Genomic DNA, 14,355 nt, shown 5'->3' with positions numbered 1-14,355 from the left:
TCACGTCCGCATGTTTTCCGCGAGCCGCGCGGCATCGTGATTCTCGCCGATCGACATCGAGCAGATGCGCGAGATCTGGGTGAGCGGCAGGCCGCTCTCCTTCGCCCATTCGTTGATCTGCGCTTGGGCGAGCTTCTGGTCCTTCTTCGAGGTGCCCTTCTCGCTGATCGGTACGCCGGAATCGCGCAGGCACATCATCAGGTCGGCCGTCAGGATGAACGAATCGCGGCCGAGGAAACGCAGCAGGTACTGGCCCGAGAAGCCGCCGAGGCGGGAGCCGCGCTTGGCGAAGACTTCGAGCAGGCCGATCTGGTCGTCGGCGGGCCAGGCGGCCAGGAACTTGCCGAAGCTGCCGTGCTCGGCGGCGATGTCGGTGACGAACTTCGCGTTGTCGCGCACCGACTTGATGCTGGTCGGGTTGCGCACGATGCGCGTGTCCTTGGTCAGCTTCTCCCAGAACTCGGCGGGCTGAAACAGGAGCCGCTTGGGATTGAAGCCTAAAAAGGCTTCCTCGAAGCCCGGCCATTTCTTGTCGATGACGCTCCACACGAAGCCCGCGCAAAAGACGCGGCGCGCCATCTCTGCCAGCACGCGGTCGTCGGTCAGCTTCGCCAGGGCCTTGTTGTCGCGCTTCTTCGGCATCAGCGACGCCAGCACCTTCTCGCCGCCCTTGCGCTTGGCGGCGCGCGCCTGGATCGACTTGAAGCTGACCCGCGCCACGATGGCTACTCGAGCCAGCCGTCGAAGAAGTCGAACACGGTCGCCTTGAACATCGGATGGCCGATGCAGGAGAAGTGATCGCAGCCCGGCAGGGTCACGGCCTTGGCACCGGGAATGGCGTCGGCCAATCCCTGCGGCGGTCCGGCGAGCTGGTCGCGGGCGCCGGCGACCACGGCGGTCGGGCGGCGGATCGCCATCAGCGAATCGCGTGTGAGCGGGATGCGCGCGCCACGAGAGCAGGCGGCCAGCGCCAGCCGGTCTTCCTTCTGCTCGTCGGCGAACTGCCGGAAGCTTTTAAGCATCGGGTCGGCGATCTCGTCGGGGGAGGCTGCTTCCATGGCTTGCGCCATGGCGCCTTCCTCGCGCGGCGGATCGAACAGCTTGGCGCCGACGCCGGCCACCACCAGATGATCGATGCGCCCGGGATCGACCAGTGCCGCCGTCAGCGCGATGTGCGCGCCCATCGAGAAGCCCAGCACATGCGCACGCTCGACGCCGGCATGGTCCATCAATGCAAATACATCGCGGGCCATCGCCTCGCGGTCGTACTTGGCGGGATCGTGCGGCTTGGCGCTTTCGCCGTGGCCGCGATTGTCGAGTGCGAAACCGCGAAGACCCTTGGAGGCGATGGCGTCGTACCAGCTCATGCGTTTCCAGTTTTCGTAGCGGTTCGCGGAGAAGCCGTGCACCAGCACGATCGCCTTGCGGCCATCGGCGGGACCGAATTCGTCGTAGGCCAGGTCGAGCCCATCGGAGGTGAAGTGAGCCATGACTTTCCCTAACAAGCGGCATGAATTGCGACAAGGTTGATCGCGGCCGCCAAGTGTCGGACAACCGCGTCAACCAAGAGGAAACGCATGACCGAACACGGCGGCAAGATCGGCAAGACGGTCCAGGACTCACAGCCTTACTGGCCCGAGACCCCCAAGCGTCCCAAAGGCGCGCCCAATATCCTGGTCATCCTGTTCGACGATGTCGGGTTTTCGGATCTGGGCTGCTACGGCTCGCCGATCGAGACGCCCGCCATCGACGCCATCGCCAAGCGCGGCCTGCGCTACACCGGCTTCCACACGACGGCCATGTGCTCGACCACGCGCGCGGCGCTCCTGACCGGCCGCAACCATCATTCGGTCGGCGTCGGCTGTCTCGCCAATTTCGATTCCGGCTATCCCGGCTATCGCGGCAAGATCAGCCGCGAGGCCGGCACCATCGCCGAGATGCTGCGCCCGCACGGCTATCGCAACTACATGCTGGGCAAGTGGCACGTGACGCCGCTCACCGAATCGGGCGCCACCGGCCCGTTCGATGGCTGGCCGCTCGGCCGCGGCTTCGACCGCTACTACGGTTTCATGGACGCCGAGACCGACCAGTACGCGCCCGAGCTGGTGCGCGACAACACGCCGGTCGATCCGCCGGGCACCTTCGCCACCGGCTATCACCTGACGTCGGACCTGGTCGACCAGTCGATCCGCTACATCGCCGATCACGTCGCTGACAATGCCGAGACGCCGTGGCTCACCTGGCTGGCGTTCGGCGCCTGCCATGCGCCGCATCAGGCGCCGTTCAACCTGATCTCCAAGTACGATGCGGTCTTCGCTGAGGGCTGGGACGTCGAGCGCGAGAAGCGCCTCGCGCGCCAGATCGAGATGGGTATCGTGCCGAAGGGGACGACCCTGCCGCCGCGCAACGATTCGGTGCGGCCGTGGGCCGACGTGGCCGAGCCCGAGCGCCGCATGTTCACGCGGCTGCAATCGGCCTATGCCGCCATGCTCGATCATGCCGACCAGCATATCGGCCGCCTGATGGCCTTCCTCGAAAGCGCCGGCCAGCTCGACGATACGCTGGTCATCGTCATGTCCGACAACGGCGCCAGCCAGGAAGGCGGTCCGTTCGGCATGATCAACGCCATGGGCCCCTACAATCTCCGGCGCGAATCGCTCGAGGAGAAGATCTCGCGCATCGAGGATATCGGCGGGCCCGACACCCATTCCAACTTCCCGTGGGGCTGGGCGATGGCGGCCAACACGCCGCTGCGCCGCTACAAGCAGAACACCCATGGCGGTGGCATCCGCGACCCGCTGGTGATGGCCTGGGACAAGGGCATCGCCGCGCGCGGCGAGCTGCGCCACCAGTTCTGCCACGCCAGCGACCTCGTGCCGACCCTGCTCGACGTGGTCGGCGTGAAGCCGCCCAAGGTGATCAACGGCGTGAAGCAGATGCCGCTCGAAGGCACGTCTTTCGCGAAGAGCCTCAAGAACAAGAAGGCCAAATCGAAGGCCAAGGCGCAGTATTTCGAGATGTTCGGCCATCGCGGCCTGGTGCAGGACGGCTGGAAGGCGGTCTCGTTCCATCCGCCGGGCGCCGACTTCGCCAACGACAAGTGGGAACTCTACCACCTCGACCAGGACTTCAACGAGACCAACGACCTCGCCGAGAAGGAGCCGGAGCGGCTGAAGGCGATGATCGAGGAATGGTGGCGTCAGGCCGAGGCGAGCAAGGTGCTGCCGCTCGACGACCGCTTCGCGCCGCGCTTCGCCGACAATGCCAAGCGTTTCCACGGGCCCCGCAACCGCTTCGTCTTCCATGCCGGCATGGGCCATGTCCCGACCGACGTGGCGCCCGACGTGCGCAACCGCACCTACACGATCGAGGCCGACGTCCATGTCGACGGGCCGATGACCGAGGGCGTGCTGATCGCCCATGGCGACATGACGACCGGCTACTCGCTCTACATGAAGGACGGCAAGCTTAGCTACGACATGAACATCGGCGGTGAGCATCACCTCATCACGTCCGACCGTCCGGTGGCGGCGGGCAACCGCAAGCTCGGCATCCGCATGCGCCGCAACCAGGGCCGCAACCTCGCGACCCTGCTGATCGACGGCGAGCCGGCCGGCAGCTTCGACACCCAGAACGGCTTCGTGAGCTTCATTTCCTGGTCGGGCCTCGACATCGGCCGTGACCGGTCGAGCCCGGTCTCGCACTACGAAGCGCCGTTCGCCTTCACCGGCAAGCTGCGCAAGGTCACCGTGCTGATGGACGACGACCAGGTGCTCGACGCCGACAAGGCGGCCGCGGCGGCGCTGGCCCGCGAGTGAGCGACGCCCCGCAGCGGGCCGGCATCGACAGTGCCTACGCCTGGCGACTGGCGTGGGTCTCGATGGCCTGCGTGGCGATGGGCGGTGGTGGCATCTACCTGCCGATGGTCGGGCTGAAAGAGATCGCGGCCGACTTCGGCGACCAGCGCGCGGTGCCGTCCTTCGCCTACATGGTCGGCTTCTTCGGCATGGGCATCGGCGGCGTCTTCATGGGCTGGCTGGCCGATCGCACCAGCCCGCGTATTCCGTTGCTGATCGCCGGCATCTCGGTCGCGATCGGTGGCTGGGTCGCCTCGCATGGTGGCGAACTCATGCTCTACGGTGGCTACGCGATCCTGCTGGGCTTTCTCGGCAATGCCGGCACCTTCACGCCGGCGATGAACAACGTGCAGGCGTGGTTCGACAAGAAGCGCAACATGGCGGTGGCCCTGATCTCCATCGGGCCGGCGGTCGCGGGTTCGGTGTGGCCGCAGGTCTATCGCCTGCTGCTGCCGGAGATCGGCTGGCGCGACACCTTGCTGGTCTATGGCCTGTCGGCGGGCTTCCTGTTGCTGCTGGGCGCGCTCTATGTCCGGGCGGCGCCGAACGCGCACGGGCCGGGCGGACGGCGGCGCGAGGAGAAGGTGCACCTGCCGCTGCCGTCCTCGACCATCATGGTGCTGCTGTCGGCGGCCGGCTTCTGCTGCTGTGCGGCCATGGCGATCCCGTTCGTGCACATGGTCGCCTTCTGCGGCGACCTCGGCTATCCCGCCGCGCGCGGCACCGAGGCGGTGTCGCTGGTGCTGCTGTCGGCCATCGTCGCCACCTTCGTCATGGCGCGGCTCGCCCAACGCATCGGGCCGCTGCCGGTCAGTCTCCTGTGCTCGCTGATCCAGATCGGCTCGCTGGTCGGCTTCCTCTACGTGCGCGACATCAACGGCATCTATGCGCTGTCGCTGCTGCACGGCATCCCGTTCATCGCCATCGTGCAGGGCTATGCGCTCAACCTGCGCTTCCTGTACGGCCCGACGATCGCCGGCTGGCGGCTGGGCGTGGTGATGCTGTTCGCGATGGCCGGCATGGCCTCGGGCGGCTGGCTGGGCGGCTTCATCTTCGACGCCACGCTCTCCTACAACTCGGCCTTCCAGTCGGCGCTGGCCTTCAACCTGCTGAACCTGATGTTGCTGGGCATCCTCTACATGGCCCAGCGCCGGCGGCACATCGTCAGTCTGCCTTGATGCCCGACTGGGCGATTACCTTGCTCCAGCGTTGATCCTCGCTTCTGAGGAACGCCGCGAACTGCGCGGCGTCCATGGGATGCGGGATCGCGCCGACCGCGAGGAACTTCTTCTGCATGTCCGGCGTGCCGACCACCTTCACCACGGCATCCGACAGTCGCTTCACCTTGTCGGCCGGCGTCTGCGCCGGCAGCAGAACCGCCAGCCACGCACTGGCCTCGAGGCCGGGAAAGCCCTGCTCGGCGATGGTCGGCGTGTCGGGAAAGAAGGACAGGCGCTCCAGCGTGCTGACGGCGATCAGGCGCATCCGGCCGGCGTCGATGTGCGGCTTGGTGACGGTGACCGTATCCAGCGCGACCTGCACCGTCCCGGCGACGAGGTCGTTCATGGCCGGCGGGCTACCCTGATAGGGCACGTGAAGGATGCGGATGCCCGCCTTGGTCTTCAGTTCCTCCATCGCGACATGGCTCAGGGTGCCGTTGCCCGATGAGGGATGGCTGAGCTTGTCCGGGTTGGCCTTGGCGTAAGCGATCAGCTCCGGCAGCGTTTTAACCGGCAGCGACGGATGCACCACCAGCACCAGCGGCAGGTCACAGACGCGCGCCACCGGCTCGAAGCTGGTGAGGCTCTGGTAGGCCACGTTCTTGTAGAGATGCGGGTTGATGGCCAGCGCCGCCAGCGGCGACAGGATGAAGGTCGAGCCGTCGGGTGCCGCGCGGGCCACGAGGCCCAGCGCGATGCTGCCGCCCTGGCCCGGCCTGTTGTCGACGATCACCGTCTCGCCCAGCTCGGGCTTCAGCGCGTCGGCCAGCAGGCGGGCGATGATGTCGGTCGCCTGACCGGCCGGAAAGCCGACGATCAGCTTGGAAACCTTGTCGCCCTGCGCATGGGCCGCGGGCGCGACGAGACTGGCGAGCGCCAGCCCGCCGAACGTGCGTCGTAGCATTGGGTCCTCCCTAGATGACCTTGCGTGCCTTGAGTGCCGCGATCTCCGCCGCGGACAATCCCAGGCCGCCATAGACTTCTTCATTGTGCTGGCCCATGGCGGGCCCGGCATGGCGCACGGCACCCGGCGTCTCCGAGAAGCGCGGCACGACGCCCTGCATGCGCACCTGACCCAGCTCGCCGTCGGGCACGCTGACGATCGCGTTACGCGCCGCGAACTGCGGATCGGCGAAGACGTCGGCGATGTCGTAGATCGGCGAGAAGCCGACCTCGTGGCGCGTAAAAGTCTCGCGCAGCTCGGCCAGGGTCAGCTTGCCGATGGCGGCGCCGACGATCACGTCGAGTTCCAGATAATTCTTCACCCGCGCTGGATTGAGCGCGAAGCGTGGATCTTCCAGCAGATGCTTCAGGTCGAGCGCCGCGCAGAGCCGCACGAAGATGCTCTGCGTCGAGGCCGCGATCGAGGCCCACTTGTCGTCGGCGGTGCGATAGACGTTGCCGGGCGCGGCGTACTGGCTGCGGTTACCCGACCGTGTGCGCACGGCGCCGAGCTGGTCGTACTCGATCGCCAGGAATTCGAGCGTCCGCATCATCGCTTCCGTCGCCGAGCAGTCGATCTCCTGGCCACGTCGCTCCGGGTTCTTTGCGAGATCGTGCAGGGCAGCGAGGATGCCCAGCGCACCGAACAGGCCCGCGACGGCATCGGAGATCGGATAGCCGAGATGCAGCGGCCGTCCGTCCTCCTCGCCGCAGATCTGCGTAAAGCCGCTCATCGCCTCGAAGATGCGCGCGAAGCCCGGCCGTTCGGCATAGGGCCCGTCCTGACCGAAGCCGGTGACCCGCAGGATGGTGAGGCGCGGGTTGAGGCCCTGCAGCCAGGCGCGGGTGATGCCCCAGCCATTGAGCGTGCCGGGCCGGAAGTTCTCGACCAGCACGTCGGCATCGGCCACCAGCTTCGAAAACAGCTCGCGACCTTCGGGCAGGCGCAGGTCGAGGGTGACGCCCTTCTTGTTGCGGTTGGTGACCTTCCACCACAGCGGCACGCCGTCCTTGTGCGGCGCCAGCGCGCGCAGCGAATCGCCGACGCCCGGCATCTCGACCTTCACGATCTCGGCGCCGAAGTCGCCCAGCAGGCCGGCAGCAAACGGGCCCGCCACGACGGTCGAGATGTCGACGATGCGCAGGCCCTTCAGCGGGCCGGCCGGCTCTTTTTCAGTTGTTGTCATTGTGCGTTTCCTCTGACGGCGAGTGTAGGGACGGCGGCTCGCATGCAGAACCGTCAAGCCAGCTAAACTAGGTTTGCGGGATATGGATGGCAGACAGGAAGCGGCGAAGGCTGGCACACTACCTGCTGGAGGCAATACATGAGCAACGAACTTTGGCGTCTCACCGCGGTCGAGGCCGTATCCCGTCTCAAGAAGAAGGAGATCACGCCGCTCGACCTGGTCGAAGCCTCGGCCAAGCGCATGGCGGAAGTGGAGCCGGCCGTGAACGCCATGCCGACCCTCTGTCTCGATCGCGCCCGCGATCACGCCAAGAAGATCATGACCGGCAAGGCCAACGAGGCTGAGGGCGAGGCGGGCTGGCTGGCCGGTCTTCCGGTCTCGATCAAGGATCTCACCGACGTGGCGGGGGTGCGCACCACCTACGGCTCGCCGATCTTCGCCAATCACGTGCCGGAGAAGTCGAACCCGCTGGTCGAGCGCATCGAGCGCAAGGGCGGCATCGTCATGGGCAAGTCGAACACGCCGGAGTTCGGCGCCGGCGGCAGCACCTTCAACGAGGTCTTCGGCCGCACGCGCAATCCCTGGAACACTTCGCTTACCTGCGGCGGCTCGACCGGCGGCGGTTCGGTCTCGGTGGCGACCGGCGAGGTCTGGCTGGCGCACGGCTCCGACCATGGCGGCTCGCTGCGGCGGCCCGGCACCTATTGTTCGACGGTCGGCATCCGCCCGTCGGCTGGCCGCGTGACGCGCGGCACCTCGAACAATCTCTATTCGCCGCAGTCGGTGCAGGGCCCGATGGCGCGCAACGTCGCCGACCTCGCGCTGTTCCTCGACACGATGTCGGGCTTCTGCCCCCACGACGCCATGACCTTCGATGCGCCCGCCGTGTCGTTCAGCGACGCGGTCGCCAATCCTGTCCTGCCGAAGCGCGTCGCCTTCACCATCGATTTCGGCGGCCGCTTCGAGGTCGACCGCGAGATCCGCGAGATCTGCACGAAGATGGCGCAGCGCTTCGAGGAGATGGGCTGCATCGTCGAGGAAGTCTCACCCGATTTCGGGCCAGTCGACGAAGTGTTCATGGCTTTCCGCAGCCAGCAATTCCTCGTCGATCGCGAGCTGCAGATCCAGCAGCACCGCGACAAGTTCAAGCCCGACATCATCTGGAACACCGAGCTCGGCATGAAGCAGACGACCAGCCAGCTCGCCTGGGCCGAGCGCGAGCGGGCGGCGCTGTACCGCCGGATGCTCACCTTCTTCCAGACCTACGACCTGCTGGTGACGCCCGGCGCGCCGACGGCGGCCTTCGACGTCAACCTGCGGGCGCCGGCCACCATCGCCGGCAAGAAACTCGAAAACTACATGTCGGGTTCGACACTGAACTCGGCCATTACCGTGACCGGCAGCCCGGCGATCGCCGTCCCCTGCGGCTTCGACAGTTTCGGCCGGCCCGTGGGCCTGCAGCTCGTCGGCAAGCCGCGGGGCGAGGCGGCGCTCCTGCAGGCTGCTGCCCTTTACGAGAAAATGGCCGGATTCGATCAACTCCTCCCCATCGACCCCAAGCCGGGAACCGTGCCACCATCCTCCCCATAAAACGGAGGAACAAACGATGCGGGTCGTCATCACCGGCGCAAGCCGTGGCATCGGTCGTGCGACCGCCTTGAAACTGGCCGCCGATGGCGCGGAGGCGATGACCCTCTGCGACGTCGCCTACCTCGACGAGCTTGAGGCGCTGGCGACCAACCTGCGCACCTCGGGCTGCAAGGTGCGCACCCTGAAGGCCGACATGGCCAAGCCGACGGAGCCCGCCAAGGTGATCGCCGCCGCCGTCAAGTCGATGGGCGGCATCGATGCGCTGGTCGGCAATGCCGGCATCACCGCGCCGTCGAAGCTGGTCGACCTCGACCTCGCGACCTGGAACCGCGTGTTCGACATCAACCTGCGCGCCAACTGGCTGCTGGCGAAGGCGGCGCATCCGCATCTAAAGCGTTCGCGCGGCGCGATCGTGATGCTGGCCTCGATGGCCGGCGTGGTGCCGCAGCTTCCGACCGGCGCCTACAGCCCGACCAAGGCGGCGCTGATCATGCTGACCGAAATGATGGCGCAGGAATGGGCGCCCGATGGCATCCGGGCCAACGCCGTCTGCCCGGGCTTTGTCCATACCTCGATGACGGAAGCCATCTACAGCAAGCCCGCGCTGGCGCGCGGCCGCGCCAAGCTGGTGCCGCTCGGCCGCGTCGCCAAGCCCGGCGACATCGCCGACGCCATCGCGTTCCTGCTGGGACCGCAGGCCAGCTACATCACCGGGCAGTCGCTGCTGGTCGATGGCGGTCTCGTCCATTCGGTCCTCAACCATGTGCCGGGAGTCGCCGCGACACCGAAGTCGAAGTGAAAAACAAGATGACATGAAAGGGAGTGAAATGAAGGCATCTCTCTTCTATCTGCCCAGCATCGCCAGCCGGGCGGAGATCGAGGCCGGCATGGCCGGCATGCGGCCCGACTTCTACCAGCGCATGCTGAAGGAACTGTCCGAACAGATCCGCCTCGCCGACGATCTCGGCTACGATTCGGTGAGCTTCACCGAACATCACTTCCACATCGAAGGCTTCGAGCTTTCCAACAATCCGGTCCTGCTCGACCTCTACTTCGCGATGCAGACCAAGCGGATTCGCGTCGGGCAGCTTGGCATCGTGCTGCCGGCCTCGAACCCGATCCGCGTGGCCGAGGACATCGCCATGCTCGACCACATGACCGGCGGTCGCGCCAATGCGGGCTTCGCGCGCGGCTACCAGCGGCGCTGGGTCGACATTATGGCGCAGCAGACGCACGGCATTCACGGCGCGCTGCCCAACCAGCACGACGAGATCGACAACGCCAATCGCCTGGCGTTCGAGGAAAACTTCCGCATCGTCAAGAAATGCTGGACCGAGGAGATGCTCACCCACGACGGCAGGTTCTGGAAGATCCCGGCCGGGCCGACGCCGTGGACGCTGGACACGACCGAGAAGTGGGGCAAGGGCGTCGAGAACGGCATCCTGAAGTCGGTCGGCGTCGTGCCGAAGCCGTTGCAGAAGCCGCATCCACCATTGTTCCAACCGTTCGCCAGCTCCGAGAACACCGTCCGCTTCTGTGCGCAGGAGAACGTGACGCCGATCCTGCCGCCGATGCATCCGTTCCACGAGGACAAGCTCTACAGCGTCTATGCCCAGGTCTCGGGCAAGCCCAAGGGGCAGGGCACGGGCGTGCTGCGCGATGTCATCATCGCCGACACCGACGAGGAGGCGATGGCGCTGTGGCAGGATTCCGGGCAATTCTCCGGCCGCGCCTGGTTCGAGCCGTTCGGCTTCCGCAAGGGCATGGCCGATCCCAAGACCGGCCGGTTTCCCACGCCGGAAGAGGTGATTGCCGAGGGCTATGCCTATGTCGGCACGGTCGACACGGTGCTGCGCGCCATGGAAGTGCAGCAGAAGCGGCAGCCCGTCGATTGGGTCTTCTGCTACACTTACAACAGCCTGGTGCCCCATCCGGTCCTGATGAAGTCGATCGAGAGCTTCTGGACCAAGGTGATGCCGCGCTTCCGTTAGACCCCTAGCTCCCGCGAGGACCGCCATGGGCATGTTGAGCGACGAGGAACATGGCGGCCTTCTGCCGGCCCGGCTGGCCGGCAAAGCGACTCCGGTGCCGACGCAGGTCGTCTCCAGCGACGAATTCCTGCCGGTGCCGCAGACCGAGCAGCAGAAGAAGGTCGAAGCGCGCATGAACGCGCTGGGCGACGAGTTTGGCCAGAAGAACGGCCTGTCGCGCCGCCGCTTCTTCCAGACCGCCGCCGGCATGGCCACGGCTTTCGTCGCCATGAACGAGATCTACGGCCCGCTCTATGGCGCCTCGCCGGCCGAGGCCAAGAGCGTCGATCTCGCCCAGGCGCGGGCGGACGGGCTGAAGGACCAGTTCGTCATGGACGTGCACACGCACTTCCTGCGCGACGACACGCGGCTCGAGGGCTTCGTGCGCGGCCGCGAGGCGGTGGGTCAGGCCGGCTGGAATCCGGGACTGGTGAACAAGCCGCAGACCATCGACGACCTGAAATATCCGAACTGGTTCAAGGAGATCTATCTCGACAGCGACACCAAGGTGGCGCTGATCAGCGGCTCGGCCTCGGAGGATCCGCGCGACTGGTTCCTCACTAACGAGATGAAGGCCGAGGCGCGCGAGAAGGTGAACAAGGCCGCCGGCTCCAAGCGCTGCCTGTCGCACGCCATCTTCACGCCGGGCTACGACGGCTGGATGGACGAGGTCGACAAATGCATCGCGACGCTGAAGCCCGATTCGTGGAAGGGCTACACCATCGGCGACAACACCAACAAGGACCTGGCGCGCCATCCCTGGCGCATGGACGACGAGAAGCTCGTCTATCCCTTCTATGAAAAGATGCTGAAGGCCGGCAACGACATCGTCTGCGTGCACAAGGGCCTCTATCCGCCCTCGGTCTCGCAGCGCTGGCCGCATCTCACGCAGTACGCGACGGTCGACGATGTTGGCAAGGCGGCCAAGGACTGGCCGCAGATCCGTTTCGTCATCTATCACTCCGCTTTCCGCTGGACCGGCGCGCCCGGCGCCTCGGCCAGCGGTTACGAACAGTTCGAGAAAACAGGTCGGGTCGACTGGACCAGCGACCTCGCGGAGATTCCCGCCAAGTACGGCGTCAGCAACGTCTATGCCGACCTGGGCCAGATCTTCGCCCAGACGACCGTGACCGAGCCGCGCCTGTGTGCGGCCCTGATGGGCATGCTGATCAAGGGCATGGGCGTCGACCATGTCGTGTGGGGCACCGACGCCGTCTGGACCGGCGCGCCGCAATGGCAGATCGAGGCGCTGCGTCGTCTGGAAATTCCCGAGGACATGCAGAAGAAGTTCGGCTTCGCCCCGCTCGGCAGCGCCGACGGCCCGGTGAAGCGCGCGATCTTCGGCGAGAACTCGGCGAAGATGTACAAGTACGACATCAAGAAGGCCGCCTGGCGCGACGACCGCTTTGCGGCGATCAAGTCGGACTACGAGCGCGCGGGCCGCGAGCCGTCGAACTTGCGTTACGGGTTCGTCGTTCCCTCGTGACTCGCTATGGCATTGTCGGCTTCGGACGGATCGGCCGACGGCTGGCGGAACGCATGCCCGGCGTCGCGGCGGTTCTGGTGCGGCCCGCGCAAGCATCGGAGGCCGCGGTAATCGTGGGCCGCGCGGCCGTTTGCACGACGCTCGAGGAGTTCATCGGGCGTGGACCGGCGCTTGCGATCGAATGTGCATCCGCTTCGGTGCTGGCCGAGACGGGATCTCGGTTGCTGGCCCATGGCATCGATCTGATACCGCTCTCGCTGACGGCCTTCGCTGATCCGTTGATCGAGCGCCGTCTGATGGATGCCGCGGAAGCGGGGCCGGGCCGCCTGGAGATCGCGCCCGGTGCAATCGGGACGCTCGACCTGCTGGCAACGGCGCGCGAGGAGGGGCTGAGCCGCGTGATCTATCGCCAGCTCAAGTCACCTGCCATGTGGCGATTGACGCCGGCCGAACGCCTGGCGGATCTGGCGTCGATCCAGACGCGCCATGTCTTCCTCAAGGGCAGCGTGCGGGAAGTCGCGCGGCACTTCCCCAACAACCTCAACACATCGGTCGGCGTCGCGCTGGCCGGACTCGGGCTCGATCGCACGGAGGCCGAACTGGTGGCCGACCCATCGATCAGCGAGACCGGCCATGAACTCGAGATCCACGCCGCGCCGGGTAATGTCGTGCTGAAACTCGGAGGACGCGACGTGCCGCCCGACGGCGATCCGATCGACTACACGACCTTCAGCCTGATCAGGCTGCTGAAACGACGGCAAGCGCGGGTGGCGATCTGATGGGCGACTCGGTTTCCTTCCTGCGGCAGCTCATTCGCGCCCAGACAGGCGGCGAAGCGGCCGTTCAGAACGTCGTTGCCGATGCGGCGCGCGCTCTAGGCTGCACCGTCGATACAGTGCGCTACAAGCCGGCTGACGTGCCCATGGTGGGCGAGTTCGCGGAGAGTCGCGCCATGGTCGAAGGCGAGCGCGAAAGCGTCGTCGCGACCTTCAAAGGGGCAGGTGAAGGGCGGAGCGTCATCTTCTTCGCGCATCCCGATGGTGAGCCCCTTGCCGGCACCGACGCATGGTCCCGCGATCCTTTTGGCGGCGCCGTCGACGGGGGGCGTATCCACGGCTGGGGCGTGGCGGACGATCTGTCCGGCGTGGCGATGATGGTCGACGGGCTGCGGACATTGCTTGCGTCGGGTCGGCGGCCAGCCGGAGATGTGATCCTGGCCAGCACGCCCAGCAAGCGCCATGCACGTGGCGTGTCGGCCTTGCTCCATGGAGGGCTGAGAGCCGATGCGGCGGTCTACTGTCATCCCGCCGAATCGGGTCTGGGCATGCGTGAGATCAAGGCCTTCTGCCTCGGCCAGCTCGACTTCCGCATCACCGTCGAGGGGAAGCCGCCTGCGACCAATGAGATCAGCCATCTCGCCTTCGCCCATCAGGCCGAGAATCCCGCCGACAAGCTCATGGAGGTCCATTCCCGGCTGAAGGCGCTGGCGGACCGGCGGGCAGAGGCCGATCGCCACCCGCTGCTGGAACAGGCGGTCGGCCGCTCGTCCAACCTGCTCATCTCTCACATGAGTGTCGGTACGCCGGGCACGCACACCCGGATCGCTTCGCAAGGCCTCATCGAGGGGGCGCTGTCGTTGCTGCCGGGACAGGACATGAACCATGTCCAGGCTTCCGTCGAAGAGACCGTGAGGGGGCTGGCGCGCATCGATTGGGTGTCGGGCATATCGGGCGCCGAAGTGCCGATGGGGAGCCCGCTCTACCAGATCGTCGCCGACGCCATCGTCCGGACCACCGGCGCACGGCCGCAGGTCAATCCGCTGCACACCGCCAGCGACATCCGCAACCCGATCGTCCAGGCCGGCATCCCGACAGTCGGACTGGGACCTCTCGGCGGCGATCTCACGCAGAACGGCCTGCACGATGAATGGGTCGACGTGGAAGATTATCGGCGGGCGGTCGAGGTCGTGTCGGACATCATTGTCGGCTGGTGCGGCACCGCCTGAAACAGCCCGGGACAAGAGCGGATTTCGGCGTCAAAATT

12 protein-coding genes are annotated in these 14,355 nt (G+C 66.4%); 8 read left to right on the top strand and 4 right to left on the bottom strand.

Annotated elements, in window-relative coordinates; genetic code table 11:
• Nucleotides 1–720 carry a DNA-3-methyladenine glycosylase I gene (locus AC1RP5_RS27865; protein WP_493116062.1) on the bottom strand — a complete coding sequence of 240 codons (720 nt, stop codon included), beginning with the start codon at nt 718–720 and terminating at the stop codon, nt 1–3.
• 5 nt (nt 721–725) lie between these two features.
• A complete protein-coding gene (locus AC1RP5_RS27860) occupies nt 726–1,490 on the bottom strand; it encodes an alpha/beta fold hydrolase (RefSeq protein ID WP_493116061.1) in 765 nt (254 codons plus the stop codon).
• An 87-nt stretch (nt 1,491–1,577) separates the two neighbouring features.
• On the opposite strand from AC1RP5_RS27860, the gene AC1RP5_RS27855 reads away from it, so the two are divergent.
• Nucleotides 1,578–3,818 carry an arylsulfatase gene (locus AC1RP5_RS27855; protein ID WP_493116060.1) on the top strand — a complete coding sequence of 747 codons (2,241 nt, stop codon included), beginning with the start codon at nt 1,578–1,580 and terminating at the stop codon, nt 3,816–3,818.
• On the top strand, nt 3,815–5,035 hold the full coding sequence (locus AC1RP5_RS27850; RefSeq protein WP_493116059.1) for an MFS transporter: 1,221 nt from the start codon (nt 3,815–3,817) through the stop codon (nt 5,033–5,035). The genes AC1RP5_RS27855 and AC1RP5_RS27850 overlap by 4 nt, the downstream gene beginning before the upstream one ends.
• Here the strand turns inward: AC1RP5_RS27850 and AC1RP5_RS27845 are convergent.
• On the bottom strand, nt 5,022–5,981 hold the full coding sequence (locus AC1RP5_RS27845; protein ID WP_493116058.1) for a Bug family tripartite tricarboxylate transporter substrate binding protein: 960 nt from the start codon (nt 5,979–5,981) through the stop codon (nt 5,022–5,024). The genes AC1RP5_RS27850 and AC1RP5_RS27845 overlap by 14 nt on opposite strands.
• Before the next feature lie 10 nt (nt 5,982–5,991).
• Nucleotides 5,992–7,206, bottom strand: coding sequence for a CaiB/BaiF CoA transferase family protein (locus AC1RP5_RS27840; RefSeq protein ID WP_493116057.1), 1,215 nt, complete (start codon nt 7,204–7,206; stop codon nt 5,992–5,994).
• A gap of 138 nt (nt 7,207–7,344) precedes the next feature.
• On the opposite strand from AC1RP5_RS27840, the gene AC1RP5_RS27835 reads away from it, so the two are divergent.
• Genes AC1RP5_RS27835 through AC1RP5_RS27810 form a run of 6 tightly spaced genes read left to right on the top strand, consistent with a single transcriptional unit; the run spans nt 7,345 to nt 14,317 of the window.
• The gene (locus AC1RP5_RS27835) at nt 7,345–8,796 is read left to right on the top strand and encodes an amidase (RefSeq protein ID WP_493116056.1); all 1,452 of its coding nucleotides are present in this window, start codon (nt 7,345–7,347) and stop codon (nt 8,794–8,796) included.
• A 16-nt stretch (nt 8,797–8,812) separates the two neighbouring features.
• Entirely contained in the window at nt 8,813–9,595 is a 783-nt protein-coding gene (locus AC1RP5_RS27830) for an SDR family NAD(P)-dependent oxidoreductase (protein WP_493116055.1), read from the top strand.
• Between the two features lie 28 nt (nt 9,596–9,623).
• On the top strand, nt 9,624–10,787 hold the full coding sequence (locus AC1RP5_RS27825; RefSeq protein WP_493116054.1) for an LLM class flavin-dependent oxidoreductase: 1,164 nt from the start codon (nt 9,624–9,626) through the stop codon (nt 10,785–10,787).
• Nucleotides 10,788–10,812: 25 nt separating this feature from the next.
• A complete protein-coding gene (locus AC1RP5_RS27820; RefSeq protein WP_493116053.1) occupies nt 10,813–12,312 on the top strand; it encodes an amidohydrolase family protein in 1,500 nt (499 codons plus the stop codon).
• Nucleotides 12,309–13,091, top strand: a complete 783-nt coding sequence (locus tag AC1RP5_RS27815; RefSeq protein WP_493116052.1) for an aspartate dehydrogenase — start codon at nt 12,309–12,311, stop codon at nt 13,089–13,091. The genes AC1RP5_RS27820 and AC1RP5_RS27815 overlap by 4 nt, the downstream gene beginning before the upstream one ends.
• Complete coding sequence (locus AC1RP5_RS27810) at nt 13,091–14,317, top strand: M20 family metallopeptidase (protein WP_493116051.1); 1,227 nt, start codon at nt 13,091–13,093, stop codon at nt 14,315–14,317. The genes AC1RP5_RS27815 and AC1RP5_RS27810 overlap by 1 nt, the downstream gene beginning before the upstream one ends.
• The last annotated feature ends 38 nt before the right edge of the window (nt 14,318–14,355 follow it).

The sequence above is a fragment of the Reyranella sp. GW821-FHT12G01 genome (assembly GCF_058806575.1).
The sequence above is the reverse complement of the archived record's forward strand: the minus strand, read 5'-3'. Positions and strand labels throughout refer to the sequence as shown.